Origin of the sequence: Amycolatopsis sp. 505, assembly GCF_031625235.1 — a bacterium.
In the GTDB taxonomy this organism is placed as follows: Bacteria; Actinomycetota; Actinomycetes; order Mycobacteriales; family Pseudonocardiaceae; genus Amycolatopsis.
Window position 1 is genome coordinate 432878 of the sequence record NZ_JACKQP010000008.1, and the last position, 15716, is coordinate 448593.

At 70.9% G+C, this 15716-nt stretch carries 17 protein-coding genes and 1 tRNA gene; 10 read left to right on the forward strand and 8 right to left on the reverse strand.

All coding sequences use genetic code 11. From position 1 onward, the window contains the following. Positions 1-131 precede the first annotated feature (131 nt). Together H5965_RS29905 and H5965_RS29910 are read right to left on the reverse strand one after the other, a co-directional pair. Positions 132-713 carry a hypothetical protein gene (locus H5965_RS29905; RefSeq protein ID WP_310973864.1) on the reverse strand — a complete coding sequence of 194 codons (582 nt, stop codon included), beginning with the start codon at positions 711-713 and terminating at the stop codon, positions 132-134. 132 nt (positions 714-845) lie between these two features. After that, positions 846-1574 (reverse strand): SDR family oxidoreductase, encoded by a 729-nt coding sequence (locus H5965_RS29910; RefSeq protein WP_310973866.1) that lies wholly within the window; start codon positions 1572-1574, stop codon positions 846-848. 30 nt (positions 1575-1604) lie between these two features. Between H5965_RS29910 and H5965_RS29915 the strand changes: the two genes are divergently transcribed. Together H5965_RS29915 and H5965_RS29920 are read left to right on the forward strand one after the other, a co-directional pair. Then, positions 1605-2108: an isochorismatase family protein gene (locus tag H5965_RS29915; RefSeq protein WP_310973867.1), complete on the forward strand. Its 504-nt coding sequence runs from the start codon at positions 1605-1607 to the stop codon at positions 2106-2108. After that, positions 2105-2497, forward strand: a complete 393-nt coding sequence (locus tag H5965_RS29920; RefSeq protein WP_310973868.1) for an NUDIX domain-containing protein — start codon at positions 2105-2107, stop codon at positions 2495-2497. Before H5965_RS29915 ends, H5965_RS29920 begins: the two co-directional genes overlap by 4 nt. Positions 2498-2500: 3 nt before the next feature. On the opposite strand, the gene H5965_RS29925 is transcribed toward H5965_RS29920, so the two are convergent. The 3 genes from H5965_RS29925 to H5965_RS29935 all read right to left on the reverse strand — a co-directional run bounded on the left by H5965_RS29925 (position 2501) and on the right by H5965_RS29935 (position 5053). Further along, positions 2501-3394, reverse strand: a complete 894-nt coding sequence (locus H5965_RS29925) for a GNAT family N-acetyltransferase (protein ID WP_310973869.1) — start codon at positions 3392-3394, stop codon at positions 2501-2503. A 4-nt stretch (positions 3395-3398) separates the two neighbouring features. After that, on the reverse strand, positions 3399-3992 hold the full coding sequence (locus H5965_RS29930) for a TetR/AcrR family transcriptional regulator (RefSeq protein WP_003062116.1): 594 nt from the start codon (positions 3990-3992) through the stop codon (positions 3399-3401). A 95-nt stretch (positions 3993-4087) separates the two neighbouring features. After that, positions 4088-5053, reverse strand: a complete 966-nt coding sequence (locus H5965_RS29935; protein ID WP_310973870.1) for an acyl-CoA desaturase — start codon at positions 5051-5053, stop codon at positions 4088-4090. Positions 5054-5258: 205 nt separating this feature from the next. Between H5965_RS29935 and H5965_RS29940 the strand changes: the two genes are divergently transcribed. From H5965_RS29940 to H5965_RS29955, 4 genes are all read left to right on the forward strand, one after another. Then, positions 5259-5330, forward strand: a tRNA-Gln gene (locus H5965_RS29940). 35 nt (positions 5331-5365) lie between these two features. After that, complete coding sequence (locus H5965_RS29945) at positions 5366-7114, forward strand: GGDEF domain-containing protein (RefSeq protein WP_310973872.1); 1749 nt, start codon at positions 5366-5368, stop codon at positions 7112-7114. 48 nt (positions 7115-7162) lie between these two features. Further along, positions 7163-8635: a bifunctional UDP-N-acetylglucosamine diphosphorylase/glucosamine-1-phosphate N-acetyltransferase GlmU gene (gene glmU / locus H5965_RS29950; protein WP_310973873.1), complete on the forward strand. Its 1473-nt coding sequence runs from the start codon at positions 7163-7165 to the stop codon at positions 8633-8635. Further along, positions 8632-9612, forward strand: coding sequence for a ribose-phosphate diphosphokinase (locus H5965_RS29955; RefSeq protein ID WP_310973874.1), 981 nt, complete (start codon positions 8632-8634; stop codon positions 9610-9612). The genes glmU and H5965_RS29955 overlap by 4 nt, the downstream gene beginning before the upstream one ends. Positions 9613-9705: 93 nt before the next feature. Here the strand turns inward: H5965_RS29955 and H5965_RS29960 are convergent, their stop codons facing one another. Continuing rightward, the gene (locus H5965_RS29960; protein ID WP_310973876.1) at positions 9706-10347 is read right to left on the reverse strand and encodes an NAD(P)H-binding protein; all 642 of its coding nucleotides are present in this window, start codon (positions 10345-10347) and stop codon (positions 9706-9708) included. A gap of 100 nt (positions 10348-10447) precedes the next feature. Further along, positions 10448-11542, reverse strand: a complete 1095-nt coding sequence (locus H5965_RS29965) for a hypothetical protein (RefSeq protein ID WP_310974199.1) — start codon at positions 11540-11542, stop codon at positions 10448-10450. Between the two features lie 354 nt (positions 11543-11896). Between H5965_RS29965 and H5965_RS29970 the strand changes: the two genes are divergently transcribed. From H5965_RS29970 to H5965_RS29985, 4 genes are all read left to right on the forward strand, one after another. After that, entirely contained in the window at positions 11897-12496 is a 600-nt protein-coding gene (locus H5965_RS29970; RefSeq protein WP_310973878.1) for a 50S ribosomal protein L25/general stress protein Ctc, read from the forward strand. A gap of 9 nt (positions 12497-12505) precedes the next feature. Then, entirely contained in the window at positions 12506-13099 is a 594-nt protein-coding gene (pth, locus tag H5965_RS29975; protein WP_310973879.1) for an aminoacyl-tRNA hydrolase, read from the forward strand. 21 nt (positions 13100-13120) lie between these two features. Further along, positions 13121-13441, forward strand: a complete 321-nt coding sequence (locus tag H5965_RS29980) for a DivIVA domain-containing protein (RefSeq protein WP_310973881.1) — start codon at positions 13121-13123, stop codon at positions 13439-13441. 172 nt (positions 13442-13613) lie between these two features. Continuing rightward, entirely contained in the window at positions 13614-13970 is a 357-nt protein-coding gene (locus H5965_RS29985) for a DivIVA domain-containing protein (RefSeq protein ID WP_310973882.1), read from the forward strand. A gap of 42 nt (positions 13971-14012) precedes the next feature. Here H5965_RS29985 and H5965_RS29990 read toward each other — a convergent pair whose 3' ends face one another. After that, entirely contained in the window at positions 14013-15701 is a 1689-nt protein-coding gene (locus H5965_RS29990) for a fatty acyl-AMP ligase (RefSeq protein WP_310973884.1), read from the reverse strand. Between the last annotated feature and the right edge of the window lie 15 nt (positions 15702-15716).

Here is a 15716-nt window from a genome sequence, read left to right on the forward strand (position 1 = left end):
GCGATCCGGGGGCCGGCCTCCAGCCCCGCTTCAGGCCTTTCCGGCCTTGAGCGAGCCCTTCAGTGAGCCGACGGCGGTGGTCACCGCCGTGGTCGCGGCCGGCCAGTCGACGGTGTCGCTCCAGGACGCCATCACCGCGACGGCGTAGGTCCCGGACGGGGTCCGGACCAGGCCGGTGGTGTTGAGCACCCGCCGGGACTCGGAGCTGCCCCAGCCCTGCTTGACCGCCCACGCCGCACCGGAGAAGGCGCGCGGGATCCCGAAGTGCTGGTCGAACCCGTCGACGGCGGTGCGCGGGGCGTTCTCGCGGCGGTGATGTGCCGGTAGACGGTGACGACGTCGGTGGGTGACATCCGGGTGGAGCCCCACTGGCCGGCGCCGGCCGGCGGCGTGGTGTGTGCGAGCCCGAGTTTCCCGGCCTGCCGCCGCACGATGTCCGGGCCACCGTTCTGCTGCCACAGCCGGCTGGCGACGCGATCATCAGTGGCGGCGAGCATGCTGTGGACGGCCGTCGCTTCACCGCCCGAGGGCACCCCGGACCGGTCGAGCAGGTCGAGGGCGATGAGCAGCTTCACCACGGACGCGGCGGGCTGCGGCTGGTCGGCCTTCCACCGGGTTTCGACCACGCAGGCGACCGCGACGAGCAGGCCGCCGACCACGATGACCACGGCGATGCCGACGAGCACCTTCAGGTTGTTCAGCCGCTCGAGCACCAGGCCACCTCCGCCGGATCGGTGAGGAATCCGAAGCTATTGCGGAGGTAGACCGCGGGGATCGCCCGAAAAGCCGGGGTGTTCCGGCCTTCCGGCGGACAACCGGCGCGCGCATTGGCCGATCGGCCGATCTCATCTGCCCGGGTGGGCACCGCCGTTGACGTGCAGCACCTGCCCGGTGACGTGCCCGGCGACGGGGCTCGCCAGGTACGTCACCGCGGCGACGACGTCGTCCGGCGAGCCCGGGCGCTTGTTCATCGTGTTGCCGATCAGCCACTCGCGGCGCTGGTCGCTCAGCTGGCCGTGGAAGAACTCGGTGTCCCCGATCAGGCCCGGCGCGACGACGTTCGCGGTGATCCCGCGCGGCCCGAACTCGCGCGCCACGCTCACGTTCCACGCCTCGACCGCGGCCTTCGCGGCGCCGTACGACCCCGCGCCGGTGTGCGCGGCGATCGATCCGATGGTGATGATCCGCGCGCCCTCGGCGAGGCGGTCGCGCAGCGCGTGCGTCACCAAGGCCGCACTGACCACATTGGACCGGAGGTTCCGCTCGAAAGCCGCCGCGAAGCCGGCCAGCCCCGTTTCGCCGCCGCCGTCGAGGAAATCCGTGTTGCCGCCCGCGTTGTTGACGAGGACGTCGACGCGGTCCGGCAACTCCTCCAGTGCGGCTTCGACGGCCGCGGGGTCGGCGGCGTCGAACACGACGGGCCGCGCGCCGGCGAGTGTCGCGGCTTCGGTGAGCACCTTCTCGCGGCGCCCGGTGATCGTGACGCGCTCGCCGGCCTGGGCGAAGGCCGCCGCCACGGCGTACCCGATGCCCGTGCCGCCGCCCGTCACCACGATTTCCCTGTTGTTCGCCATGAGCCCGACCCTAGTGCCTAGGATCGGGGCATGAGCAAGATCGACCCGGCCACCTCCGCGCTCGTGCTGATCGACCTGCAGGAGCGGATCGTGGCGCTGCCCACCACGCCGTACCGCGGCGAAGAAGTCCTCGCGAACGCCCTGCGGCTGCGGGACGCGTTCCGCAAGGCCGGGGCGCCGGTGGTGGTCGTGAAGGTGTCGCGCCCGGACAACCCGCCGGGCAACGAACTGGCCTTCGACGCCGAGGACGACAAGATCGTCACGAAGTACACGATCGGCGGCTTCGCGGGCACGGACCTCGACGAGTTCCTGCGCGGCGCGGGTGTCCGCACGGTGTACTTCGGCGGCATCGCCACGGAGTTCGGCGTGGAGTCGACCCTGCGCGCGGCCTCGGACCACGGCTACGACACGGTCGCGGTGTCCGACGCGATGACGGCGCTGTCGGACATCTCGCACGAGAACGCCATCACGAAGATCTTCCCGCGCCTGGGCACGGTCGTGACGACCGACGAGGCGCTGGCGGCGCTCGCGTGATCGACAAGATCGCTTGGATCCACGTGGTGGACGGCCGCATCCTGGTGGCGCGTTCGCGGGGGAAGGACAAGTTCTACCTCCCGGGCGGCAAACGCGAGCCGGGCGAGACCGACGCCGAGACGCTGGTCCGGGAGATCCGCGAGGAACTCGGCGTGGCGATCGACGCGGCTTCGATCACGCCGGCGGGCACGTTCGAAGGCCAGGCGCACGGTCACGCGGAGGGGACGCTCGTGCGCACGACGGCCTACTCGGCGGAGTACGAGGGAACGCCGCGGGCGTGCGCGGAGATCGAGGAGATCGCCTGGCTGGGCTATGCGGACCGGCCCCGGGTTTCCTTGGTGGCGCAGCTGATCTTCGACCACCTGCACGCCGCGGGGCAGTTGCGGTGACGCTCAACCGCGCTTGATCAGCGGCGCGTCCCGCGAGAACGCCCGGAACCCCACGCCGTAGTACAGCTCGCGCGCCGGGGCCGGCTCTCCCATGCAGGCGACCGTCGCGTCCCGGGCGCCCGCCGAGCGCGCGAGGCGCATTCCGTGCAACAGCATCGCGCGCGCCAGCCCCTTGCGCCGGTAGCGCGGGTGCGTTCCGACCGGCTCGAACTCGACCGTCTCGTTCGCCTCGTCGAGCCACATGATCGCCGAGCACGCCATCGGGCCGTCCGGTGCCTGCACCAGGACGTGCAGGTCGTCGCGGTAGCCCGGCGCCTGCCGGACGCCGAGGTACGACGCCTCCGTGTACGACGTCGGGGCCCAGGCGTCCACATGCGCCTGCACCACGGCTTCCGGCGGCAACTCCGCCGCCGTGCGGAACGAAAATCCGGCCGGCAGCGACGGTTCTTCCACCTCGGTGAGATCGCGCTCGTTGAGCTGCGACCATTCCTCGTCGGCTTCGTAACCGTGCGCCGCCCAGCGCTGCAGACCGTGCGCGTCGGCCGCCGCCGGGAGCACGGTGCGGGACACGCCGGGTGCCGTCGCCTCGTACCAGGCGATCACGTCGTCGACCAGCTCCGCGTGCGCGGGATGCACCTGGTAGGCCAGGTACGCGTCGGTGATGTCCTTGACCGAACCGTCGTTGCGCCGCACCTGGCGCGGCAACTCGGCCCGGCCCCACGCGACGAGCTCGTCGCCCGCGAACCACAGCCGGTGCTCGCCCTCGCCGCGGGTGCGGCCCCAGTTCCAGGCCAGCTCGCCGAACGACGCGTCGCTGTTCACCAGCTCCGGGTGGGTGGCGGTGATCCGCTGCGCCAGGCCCTGCATGAGCCGCAACTCCGCGGCCGTGAGCGCCACGACGTCAGCCCAGCCGCAGCTTCGGCTTGTGCTCCAGGTGCGACAACCCGTTCCACGCCAGGTTGACCAGGTGCGCCGCCACCTCGTCGCGCTTGGGCTTGCGCGCGTCCAGCCACCACTGGCCGGTCAGCGCCACCATGCCCACCAGCGCCTGCGCGTACAGCGCCGCCAGCTTCTCGTCGTAGCCGCGGGCGGCGAACTGCTGGGCCAGGATGTGCTCGACCTGGCTCGCGATGTCGTTCAGCACCGTGGAAAACGTCCCCGTGGAGCTCGCCACCGGGGAGTCGCGGACCAGGATGCGGAACCCGTCGTGGGAGTCCTCGACGTAGGACAGCAGCGCCGTCGCCGCCTGCTCCAGCATCGCGCGCGGGTGGCCGCCGTGGAGGGTCGAGACCATCCGGTCGAGCAGCAGCTGCGTTTCGCGGTCGACGACCACCGCGTAGATGCCCTCTTTGCCGCCGAAGTGCTCGTACACCACCGGCTTCGAAACGTTGGCGCGGTGGGCGATCTCCTCGATCGACGTGCCGTCGAAGCCCTTCTCGGCGAACAGCGCCCGGGCGACGTTCAGCAGTTGCTGACGCCGCTCGGTGCCGGTCATCCGGACCCGGGTCACCGGGGCGGCCGGACGGGCCCCGGTGACCTGCTGCTCACGCTTCGAACGTCGTCTCCCCGCCATCGGGGCAGCCTAGTTGACTAGGCTTTTTCGGTGGCGATACGGGCCAGGCGCTGCGGCGTCGGCCAGCGGACGTCGTGCACCCAGCCGAACTTCTCGAAGATCCAGATCAGCCGCGCGGAGATGTCGATCTGGCCGCGCTTGACGCCGTGGCGGGCGGACGTCGGGTCGGCGTGGTGGAGGTTGTGCCACGACTCGCCGAAGCTGAAGATCGCCAGGGGCCAGAAGTTGGCCGACTTGTCGCGGGCGGCGAACGGCCGCTCGCCGATCATGTGGCAGATCGAGTTGACCGACCAGGTCACGTGGTGCAGCACGCAGATGCGGACCAGCCCGGCCCAGAAGAACGCCGTCACCGCGCCCCACAGCGACCACGAGATCAGCCCGCCGAGCAGCGCCGGCAGGGTCAGGCTGACCAGGGCCCACAGCCAGAACAGGTCGTCGACCTTCTTGATCGCCGGGTCCTTCACCAGGTCCGGCGCGAAGCGCTCGGCGTTGGTCTGGTCGCGCTCGAAGAGCCAGCCCATGTGCGCGTGCCAGAAGCCCTTGGCGATGGCCCACGGCGAGGTGCCGAACGCCCACGGCGAGTGCGGGTCGCCGTCGCGGTCGGAGAACGCGTGGTGGCGGCGGTGGTCGGCGACCCAGGTGATCACCGGGCCCTGCAGGGCGATGCTGCCCGCGATGGCCATGAACACGCGCAGCCACTGCTTGGCCTTGAACGAACCGTGCGTGAAGTAGCGGTGGTACGACACCGTGATGCCGAGCCCGCTGATCGCGTAGAACACCACGAAGATGCCGACGTCGACCCAGCTCAGTCCCCAGCCCCACGCGAACGGCACCGCGACCAGGAGGGCCACGAGCGGGGCGATCACACCGAAGTAGACCGACAGCTGCACGCCGATGCCGCGCTTGCCGTCGATGACGGGTTTGGGCCCCTTGGGGGCCGGAGGCTCCCCGGTGGGCTGGGAACGGTCGAGCGTGGCCGTCATACGCTTCACTTCTTCCTACACACGGCGCCCTTTACCAAGGGTGACCTAACCTACGATGCCGTAAGTTACGGTACAGGAGGTTCGGGCGGCTGGGGAGTGCCTGAAGCCACACACCTGTCCCGAGGAGCGGGTACCCGGCCGCCGGGCGCCTAACGCATCCCCCGCGCGGACGACACCCGATCGTCGCTATCCTGACCAGGATCGATCCGCCGTAGTGTAATCGGCAGCACTTCAGATTTTGGTTCTGACAGTTCAGGTTCGAATCCTGGCGGCGGAGCAGCAGAGGAACCGGAAACCCACGACACCGGGAGGTTGGCGCTGACCGACGAGGCGACCGACCCGGTGATGGCCAGGCGGCCCGCGCTGGCCGAGATGTCCGACGCCTGGATCGTCGGGCGCGCGCGGGAGCTGAACGCCGCGGTCCAGCGGCACGAGTACACCCAGCAGCTCGAGATCGTCGCGATGATGGACGAGCTGCTCGACGAGACCCAGCGGCGCGGCGAGCCCCTGCTCGTGGCCCAGCTGCTGCGCTCGTCCGCCCTCGCCCGGCTGGCCACGAAGGGCCTGGCCGCGGAGGCCGAGCCCCGGCTCGACGAGATGCTCGCGCACACCCGGCGCCACGGCATCGCCCTGCTCCGGGCCGACGCGCACGCCCTGCGCGGGCGCCGGCTCGTGATCGCCGCGCAGGAGGACGCCGCGCTCACCGAGATCGCCCGGGCGCTGGCCATCCTCGACGACTCGACCATCCCGGACCGCCAGGTCGGGCTGCGCAACTGGAACCGGCTGCTCTCCTCGACGCTGATCGACTGCTGGCTGGTGCTCAACCAGCTCGGCGTCTACGAGGCGGCCGAAGAGGTGATCGGCCGGGCCGCGGCGGCGATCCGCGAGAGCGCGAGCCCGCACGACATCGCCCTGCAGCTGATCAACCGGATCAAGATGCTGCTCGGCTGGGGCCTGCGGCTGGAGCGCATCGACGAGTACGACGAGAGCGCCGAGAAGTTCCGCACGGCGGCGTCGATGGGGGCGGCCGCCGAAGGGCCGTTCGCCGAGTCGCTGTTCCCGCGCAAGGCGAACGTCGACGCGATCGACCAGGTCGGCGTCCTGGCCGCGGCGCCGGCGCTGAACCAGCCGGGCGGCGAGCACGTCGAGCGGCTGCAGAACCTCTACACCGAGCGCGCGTTCGGGCACGACCGCGAGATCGTCGCGATCGCGCTGGCGCGCTGCCTGGACAGGGAGGGCCGCCGCGACGAGGCCCTCTCGGTCCTGCGCGAGACCCGCCAGTCGATCTCGGACGACACCTCCCAGCCGTCGATGCGGCTGAACATCGCCCGCGAGCTGGCCCGGCTGGACACGAGCCCGGGCTCCGGCGCCGGCGAGTCGCTGATCGACTACGCGCGGCGCCTGGAGTCGGAGATGTGGAGCCTGCGCGAGTCGCAGATCGCCACGCTGAACGCCCGCCGCGAGCACGAACGCCTGTCCGCCGAGCACGGCGCGATCACCCAGCAGGCGCTGCAGGACCCGCTCACCGGCCTGCCCAACCGGCGCGCGCTGGACGAGAAGCTGCGCCAGCTCGCGTCGTCGGCGGACGCGCAGCCGCTGGCGGTGGCGCTGGTCGACCTGGACGGCTTCAAGGGCGTCAACGACAAGCAGTCGCACGCGGAAGGCGACAACGTGCTGCGTGTGGTGGCGAGCACGCTTCGTGACGCCTTGCGCGGCGACGACCTGGTGGCCCGCTACGGCGGCGACGAGTTCATCGTCCTGCTTCCGGGCACGCCGGCCTCTGCGGCGAAGATGGCGCTCGGGCGGGCCGTGAAGTCCGTCTCGAACCTGCCGCACCACCTTTCGCACGGCGTGACGCTGTCGATCGGGCTCGTCTCGCTGCGGCCGCAGGAACGCGGCGAGCAGGTCCTGGCGCGTGCGGATGCGGCGATGTACCAGGCCAAACGCGGTGGCGGCAACCAAGTGGCGTCGGCGAACTCGATGGCCGCCGACCCCGCCGCGGCATGGGCCAGCGAGGCCCCTCCTACCGACCCCGCGTGGGACGCCGAAGAGCACAGTTAGGATCGGTGCCCGACAGAAGCCATCTTTTGGTAACCGTTGGGAGCGCCGTTGACCGGCCCGCTGAGCACGTTGATCCTCGCCGCGGGTGAGGGCACCCGCATGCGTTCCTCGACGCCGAAGGTGCTGCACCCGATCGCCGGGCGGCCCCTCGTCGAGCACGCCGTCCGGGCCGCCGCCGGCCTGAACCCCGAACACCTCGTGGTGGTCATCGGGCACGGCCGGGAAGCGGTCGGCGAACGGCTGAGCGCGGTCGGCGAAGCCCTCGGCCGCCCGGTCGGCACCGCGGTGCAGGCCGAGCAGAAGGGCACCGGCCACGCCGTGTCCTGCGCGCTCGCCACCCTCCCCGCCGACGTCACCGGCACGGTGATCGTCAGCTACGGCGACGTCCCGCTGCTCGACACCGCCACCCTCGGCGCGCTGCTCGACGAGCACACCGAGGCGAAGAACGCCGTCACCGTGCTCACCTCGGTCGTCGCCGACCCGACCGGCTACGGCCGGATCGTGCGCGACAGCGCGGGCAAGGTCACCGGGATCGTCGAGCACAAGGACGCCACCCCGGAGCAGGCCGAGATCACCGAGATCAACTCGGGCGTCTACGCCTTCGACGCCGCCGTGCTGCGCGACGGCCTCTCGCGCCTCTCGACCGACAACGCCCAGGGCGAGCTCTACCTGACCGACGTCCTCGGCATCGCGAACGGCGACGGCCTCCACGTCGGCGCGCTGGTCGTCGACGACCCGTGGCTGACCGAAGGCGTCAACGACCGGGTGCAGCTGTCGGTGCTCGGCGCCGAGCTCAACCGCCGGATCGTGCAGCGCTGGCAGCGCGAAGGCGTCACCATCACCGACCCGGCCACGACCTGGATCGACGCCGGCGTGACCCTGGCCCGTGACGTCGTCATCGAGCCCGGCGTGCAGCTGAAGGGCACGACCTCGGTCGGCGAGGGCAGCACGGTCGGCCCGGACAGCACGCTGACGAACGTCACGATCGGTGCGGGCGCTTCGGTGGTCCGCGTGCACGGCTCGGACTCCGAACTCGGCGACGGCGTCAACGTCGGCCCGTTCACCTACCTGCGCCCAGGCACGAAGCTGGGCGTCAAGGCGAAGCTGGGCGCGTTCGTCGAGACGAAGGCGGCCGACATCGGCGCCGGGACGAAGGTCCCCCACCTGACCTACGTGGGTGACGCCACGATCGGTGAGCACAGCAACATCGGTTGCTCCAGCGTGTTCGTGAACTACGACGGCGTGAACAAGCACCGGACCGTTATCGGGTCGTATGTCCGGTTGGGCGCGGACAACACCTTCGTCGCCCCGGTGCACATCGGTGACGGCGCTTACAGTGGTGCGGGTGCCGTGATCCGCGAAGACGTCCCGCCAGGCACACTCGCGGTGTCGGCGCCGCCGCAGCGCAACATCGAAGGCTGGGCGATCCGGCGCCGGCCGGGTACGCCCGCGGCGGAGGCGGCCCAGGCCGCCCTCGACGCCGATTCAGCAGCAGGAACCGACGGGGAGTCGCCAGCATGAGTCCGAAGCAAGGGACGCCGAAGAAGAACCTGATGCTCTTCTCCGGACGCGCGCACCAGGAGCTCGCCGAAGAGGTGGCCCAGCACCTCAACGTCACGATCACCCCGCAGACGGCGCACACCTTCGCCAACGGGGAGCTGTTCGTCCGGTTCGAGGAGTCCGTCCGCGGGACCGACGCCTTCGTCATCCAGGCGCACACCACGCCCATCAACGAGTTCGTGATGGAGCAGCTGATCATGGTGGACGCGCTCAAGCGGGCGAGCGCGAAGCGGATCACCGTCGTGATGCCGTTCTACCCGTACGCGCGCCAGGACAAGAAGCACAAGGGCCGCGAGCCGATCTCGGCGCGGCTGATCGCGGACCTGTTCAAGACCGCGGGCGCCGACCGGATCATGACGGTCGACCTGCACACCGCGCAGATCCAGGGCTTCTTCGACGGCCCGGTCGACCACCTGATGGCGCAGACCGTGCTGGCCGACCACATCAAGGCCACCTACGGCGACGCGGACATCACGGTCGTCTCCCCGGACTCGGGCCGCGTGCGGCTGGCCGAGAAGTGGGCCGCCCAGCTGGGCGACCGCCCGATCGCGTTCATCCACAAGACGCGTGACCCGGACAAGCCCAACCAGGCGGTGGCCAACCGCGTGGTCGGCAAGGTCGAGGGCAAGCTCTGCGTGCTGATCGACGACATGATCGACACGGGCGGCACGATCGTGAAGGCGACCGAGGCCCTGATCGAAGAGGGCGCGGCGGACGTCGTCATCGCGACGACCCACGGCATCCTGTCCGACCCGGCCACCCAGCGGCTGTCGTCGTGCAAGGCGCGCGAGGTCATCGTCACGAACTCGCTGCCGATCCCGGAGGAGAAGCGGTTCCCGGGGCTGACCGTGCTGTCGATCGCGCCGATGCTGGCCGAGGCGATCCAGCAGGTCTTCGAGGACGGCTCGGTGACGTCCCTCTTCGACGGCAACGCCTGAGGTTCCGCGCGGGAGCGTGCCACCGGTGTCGCGAATGACTCATTGGGGACCTCGGAGGTCCCGAATGAGTCATTCGCGGCACTGAGAGCGCGGTCAGTAGGCGACGGTGAAGCGCGCGCGGCGGTGCTTCGGCCGCTCGATCTCGTCGACGTAGGCGATCGCGAAGTCGTCGCCGCCGATGTGGGACCGGCCGTTTTCGTCGGTCACCAGGACGTCGCCGCCGATCCGGTACTCGCCGCGGCGCTCGCCCGGCGTCCACGCGCCGAACTCGGCGGCGGGGCTGACGTAGAACCAGTCGACCCCCTCGGGCTGCTCGCGCAGCAGGCCGAGGACCTCGGCGTGGTTGCCCGCCTCGTCCTTGTACTCGGCCGGGAACTCACGAGTGTCGAACAACCGCGGGCCGCCTTCGGCCACGTGCAGGCTCGCCGCGCCGCCGACGAACGACAGCCGGACGCCGTTCTCGCTCGCGATGCGGGCCAGGGCCGGGACCGCCTCGATCAGCTTCTTGCCGTCGAGCTCCCGGGCCGGGGTGGCGACCACGAACACGTCCGCGTCCTTCGCCAAGCTCGCCACGAACTCCTCGTCGTGCAGCGAACCCTGGTGTTCGTCGACGCCCTCGGGCACCGAGCCGGCGTGCCGCGCGACGCCGGCCACCTCGTGGCCGCGACGCAGCGCCTCGGCGCCGATCCTGCCCCCGGCGTACCCCGTCGCCCCGAAAATGACCAGCTTGGCCATGGCTGTTTCTCCGTTTCCTCTCGGCTGTTCGCAGCCGATGCTAGGAACGGAAGATCACCTACTTCAACGGAAGCAACACACCTGGGGGTAGGTGTCCAGGTCAGCCGCCGAGGCCCGCGAACTCGGTGGCCACCCGCTGTTTCACGGCGTTGACGTCGAGACCCGCGCGGACCTCCGCCGTCGCGTTCGGCTTCGACAGCACCTGGTAGCTGGCCGTGCGGTTGGGCAGCTTGAACTTCACCGCGCACGACAGCTGGATCGTCTTGTACGGCTCCGCGTCCCCGGCCGCCGTGCACGTCTGCGCCCCGAGCGACTCGGCGCTGACCTCGACCGACAGGGTGATGTGCACGACGCTCTTCTCCCCGGACGCCGGCGTGCCGACGACGCTGTTGGAGACGTCGACCGTCGTCGTGCAGGAGCCGACGAAGTCCTTGCAGTCGAGCTTGTCGTTGGTGACGACGGCGCTGGCCTGCACCAGCCCTTCGAACGGCTGCCCCAGCCCGCCGACGGCGGCGTCAAGGTCGGTGTGGAACGCCTTGACCGCCTCCCCGGTGAGCGCGGTGACGCCGAACTCGGCGCCGTACTTCGGGCCGTTCTGCGGGTCGAGCAGCGTCGGGGCGAAGCTGACGACCCGGTTCGGCTTGGCCGTCGTGACGCGCAGGACGCTCGGCGCGGCGCCGAGCTGGTAGACCTCGGTGCCGTCGGGCAGCTTGGCCTTGACCGGCTCGCCCATCCGGTCGAGCCCGGCCAGCGCCTTGCGCAGCCCTTCGGCCAGCGCCGGCGGCGCGAACCGGGCCGCCGGGTCGAAGGGCAGCTCGGAGCCGAGCGAACGCACCCAATTCGTGCCGAACTGCGTGCCCTCGTCGATCGCGTGCGCCTTCCAGTAGTCGGCGTCGGCCTGCAGGTAGAACTGGCTCGCGGCGGCCGTCACCTGGACGAACCGGCCTTCCAGCGGCAGCGCGCCGACGGCGTAGCCGCCGCGGGTGATCCGGAACTGCTGCTCGGCGCCCTTCACCGTGGCCTTCAGCGCGATCGCGGGCGCCTGGCCCAGCGCGGTCAGGGCCGCGTCGACCGCCGTGCGCTGCTCCGCGCGCCGGTCGGCCGTCGCCTGGTCGGCCGCGGAGACACCGGCGGTGCCGGCCACGGCCACCTGGCAGCCCGCCAGCAGCCCACCCAGCAGCAGCACCGCCGCCACTTTGCTCCACCGAGCGCGCATTTCCCGCCCCCTGCTCTCCCGCTACCCGAGCACACCTCGGCCGGCGTCGTCCCGCCACCGGATTTGTGTCGTCACGTACCGGGGTTCCAGGAGGGTTCTAGCCTGGGCCGGGCACCCGCCGCAACCCACCGTGATGAGGTTGGTTTACACTCTTGAGGTTGTCTCGGCGAGGCGGGGCCCTTCTGGGGTGCCCGGCGTGATCGACGCGGCGGCTCGAGTAGCCCCCGTCGTCGTGCACGCCCGGAAACTCGCCGCCGAAACTTCCTTGAACAGAACACACATCGGCTTCCCCCGCCGCAGCATGCTGTCTTTGATTTGAAGGAGTGCAACACCGTGTCCGAGGTACGTCTGTCCGTCGAGCCGCGCACCGAGTTCGGCAAGGGCGCCGCGCGCCGCACGCGTCGCGCCGGCAAGATCCCCGCCGTCCTCTACGGCCACGGGTCGGACCCGCGGCACTTCGCGCTGCCGGCGATCGAGTTCGCCCGCGTCGTGCGGGAGAACGGCTCGAACGCCGTCATCACCCTGGACCTGGAGGGCTCCAGCGAGCTGGCCCTGACCAAGACCATCGTGGTGCACCCGCTGAAGAACTACATCGAGCACGTCGACCTGCTGGTCGTCAAGCGCGGCGAGAAGGTCACCGTCGACGTCCCCGTCGTCGTGACCGGCACCCCCGGCCCGGGCGGCCTGGTCAACCAGGACGTCGACACCCTGCAGGTCGAGGTCGAGGCGCTGCACATCCCGGAGCAGGTCGAGGTCTCGATCGAGGGCCTCGAGGTCGGCACCCAGATCCTGGCCGGCCAGGTCCAGCTGCCGCAGGGCGCGACCCTGGTCACCGACCCGGAGTCGCTGGTCGTGTCGGTCAACGAGCCGCAGCGTGAAGAGGCCGACGAAGAGGCCGAAGCTGGCGAAGAGTCGGCCGAAGCCGCCGAATAACATCGCTGTATGACGGAAGACCTGCCCGGGGCCGGCGAGCTGGTATTGCTCGCCGGCCTCGGCAATCCTGGACCCCAGTACGCCGGAAACCGGCACAACGTCGGGTTCATGGTGCTGGACGAGCTCGCCGCCCGCGTCGGCGGCAAGTTCAAGGCGCACAAGACCGGCGGCGAGGTGCTGGAAGGCCGCCTGGCCGGGCGCCGCGTGGTGCTGGTGAAGCCGCGCTCGTACATGAACCTCTCCGGCGGGCCGGTGGTCGGCGCGGCGCGGTTCTACAAGGTCGAGCCGTCCGGCATCGTGGTGGTGCACGACGAGCTCGACGTCGACTTCGGCGCGCTGAAGCTGAAGCTGGGTGGCGGCGACAACGGCCACAACGGCCTCCGCTCGATCACGAAGTCCCTGGGCACCCGCGACTACTACCGGGTGCGGTTCGGCATCGGCCGCCCGCCCGGCCGCCAGGACCCGGCGGACTTCGTGCTGAAGGACTTTTCGACGGTCGAGCGCAAGGAACTCCCGCTGGAGGTGGACCGGTGCGCGGACGCGACCGAGGCGCTGATCAGCACCGGTCTCGCGGCCGCGCAGAACACCTTCCACGCGGGCTGACATGGGTGGCAAGGTGAAGCCATGACCCCCGACGAAGTCCGGGCGATCGCTTTCGGCAAACCCCGCTTCGGCCGGCGCGGCTACAACGAGGACGAGGTGGACGCGTTCCTCGACCTCATCGCCGAGGCACTGGCCGGGCGGAACATCCTCACGCCGGACGACATCCACTACGTCGAGTTCACGATCATGCCGGTCGGCATGCGCAGCTACGACCAGGCCCAGGTCGACCTGTTCCTGGACGAGGCCGAGGCGGCGCTGGTCGAGCTGCGGAACCCGAAGCCGGCAGTCGTCGAGGAGCCGCAGCGCCCACAGGGCACGCGGAAGTGGTTCGGGCGCAGCTGACCCTCGTGTGAGGGGCGCCACACAGCGCTCGGTAGCGCAAACTCACCCGAAGGCGGGCGCGCGGCTGCCCGTGGGGGTGAGGTTGGGGGCAGGCCCTTCCGGGGAGCGTGTCCACCGGTTAGGACGGTGTACGGGAGTTTCGCACCCGCCGACCCCGGAATCGGAGAGTTCCATGTCGTTCACCGCCGAAGACCTCGCCGCGGTCACCTTCGGTAACGCCCCGATCGGCCGCCGTGGTTACGCGAAGCACGAGGTCGACGCGTTCGTCCGGCGGATCGCCAAGACCCTTGCCGACGAAGACGACCTGACCGCCGCCGAAGTGCACCACGTGATGTTCGCGAAGCCGCTGATCGGCAAGCGCGGCTACGACGAGCGCGAAGTCGACGAGTTCCTCGACGCGGTCGAGGACCAGCTCGCCGCCCGCACCGGCCAGGCCCCGGACCTCCCCGGCGCCCGCACGGCGCCCGAAGCCACCACCGAGCGCGCCGCCCCGCCGACCCTCCGCGCGGTGCGCGTCCAGCAGCGCTGACCTGGCCGGCGGCGGGTCGTCGAGGCCCGCCGCCGGAGCCCGTCAGGCGTCGGCGTTCTTCGAGATCTTGTCCGCGAACTGCTGGGCCGTCGCCGCGCGCTTGACCTTGCCCGACGGCGTCTTCGGGAGGCTGCCCGCCGGGAGCACCACCACCGCGTACGGCCGCATGTCCACCGCGTCGCGGACCCGGGCCGACACCTGCTTCATCAGGTTCTTCTCGGCCTCGGCGTCGCCCGCCAGCTTCGACTCCACGACCACCGCGAACCGCTCGCGACGGCTGCCCGCGTCCAGCCGGACCGCCACCGCGTTGCCCGCCCGCACGCCCTCGACCGACGTCGCCGCGCGCTCGATGTCCGTCGGGTACAGGTTGCGGCCGCCCATGATGATGACGTCCTTGCGGCGGCCGCAGATGACGATCTGGCCGTCCACCAGGTAGCCGAGGTCGCCGGTGTTCAGCCACCCGTCGTCGTCCTGCGTCGCGAGCGGGCCGTCCATGGTCAGGTAGCCCGGGGTCACGGCCTCGCCGCGCAGCCGGATCTCGCCGACCTCGCGCTCGCCCAGCCGCGCGCCCGACTCGTCGACGATCTCCGCCTCCAGTCCGTCGAGGGGCCGGCCGAGCAGCGCGAACGACCGGACGCTGTCGGTGCCGCGCCGCGGGTCGCCCTCCAGCACCGGCACCGCGCGGTTGTCCGCCTCCAGCGCGTCGGCTTCGACGACGTCCAGGGTGAGGCCGGTGAACAGCGGCGCGAACGACACCGCGAGCGTCGCCTCCGCCATGCCGTAGGCCGGGAAGACGCACTCGGCGGGCATCTTGAACCGGGCGCCGGCGTCCACAAAGGTCTGGACGGCGGTCTCGTCGATCGGCTCGGCGCCGTTCAGCGCGATGCGCAGCGTCGAGAGGTCGTAGGCGTCGTCCTCGTCGACACGGGCCATCCGGCGCCCGACGATGGCGTACGCGAAGTTCGGCGCCGCCGTCGTCGTGCCGTGGTATTTGGTGATCAGTTCCGGCCAGATCAACGGCCCCGAGAGGAACTCGACCGGCGTGATCTTGACCAGCTCGACGCCGAAGGTCATCGGCACGGTCAGGAAGCCGACCATGCCCATGTCGTGGAACGTCGGCAGCCACGACACCATCACGTCGACGTCGAAGTCGAACTCGGCGCGCTCGACCATGGCCTTGACGTTGGAGTACAGGTTCCCGTAGGTGATCCGCACGGCCTTGGGATCGGCGGTCGAGCCGCTGGTGAGCTGCAGGAGCGCGGTGTCGCCCTCGTCGGTGGGGACGACGTCGGCGAGCGGCTCGGCCGCGGCGAGCTCGGTGATGAGCTTGAACCCGATGCCCTTCTGCTCCAGCACGGGCGCGAGCTGGTCGAAGGGCTCCCCCAGCAGCACCAGGTCGGAGCCGATCATGCCGAGCACCCGCACGGTGTCCTCGGCCCACTCGGCGAGGTCGGTGCGCGGGGTCGGCTGGTGCAGCATGGTGACGCTGCCGCCGGCCAGCCAGACGGCCTGCACGGTCGGCGCGATCAGCACCGGCGCGGCGGCCAGCACGGCGACCGCGCCCCCGCGTTCGAACCCGCCGGCCACCAGGCCACCGGCGATCCGCCGCGCCTCGGCGTGCACCTCGGCCCAGGTCCGCCGGACCGGCTCCTTCGGCTCCCCGGTGACCATGCCGCGCTGCTGCCCCCGCTTCGTCGCGGTGGCGACGAGCGTGTCCACGAACCTGCTCATAGCGGGAACATTACT

Coding starts and splice junctions, on each gene's coding strand:
- H5965_RS29910 (WP_310973866.1), bottom strand. CDS start 1,574: ATGGCGAACAACAGGGAAATCGTGGTGACGGGCGGCGGCACGGGCATC.
- H5965_RS29915 (WP_310973867.1), top strand. CDS start 1,605: ATGAGCAAGATCGACCCGGCCACCTCCGCGCTCGTGCTGATCGACCTG.
- H5965_RS29930 (WP_003062116.1), bottom strand. CDS start 3,992: ATGACCGGCACCGAGCGGCGTCAGCAACTGCTGAACGTCGCCCGGGCG.
- H5965_RS29935 (WP_310973870.1), bottom strand. CDS start 5,053: ATGACGGCCACGCTCGACCGTTCCCAGCCCACCGGGGAGCCTCCGGCC.
- H5965_RS29955 (WP_310973874.1), top strand. CDS start 8,632: ATGAGTCCGAAGCAAGGGACGCCGAAGAAGAACCTGATGCTCTTCTCC.
- H5965_RS29960 (WP_310973876.1), bottom strand. CDS start 10,347: ATGGCCAAGCTGGTCATTTTCGGGGCGACGGGGTACGCCGGGGGCAGG.
- pth (WP_310973879.1), top strand. CDS start 12,506: ATGACGGAAGACCTGCCCGGGGCCGGCGAGCTGGTATTGCTCGCCGGC.
- H5965_RS29980 (WP_310973881.1), top strand. CDS start 13,121: ATGACCCCCGACGAAGTCCGGGCGATCGCTTTCGGCAAACCCCGCTTC.
- H5965_RS29985 (WP_310973882.1), top strand. CDS start 13,614: ATGTCGTTCACCGCCGAAGACCTCGCCGCGGTCACCTTCGGTAACGCC.
- H5965_RS29990 (WP_310973884.1), bottom strand. CDS start 15,701: ATGAGCAGGTTCGTGGACACGCTCGTCGCCACCGCGACGAAGCGGGGG.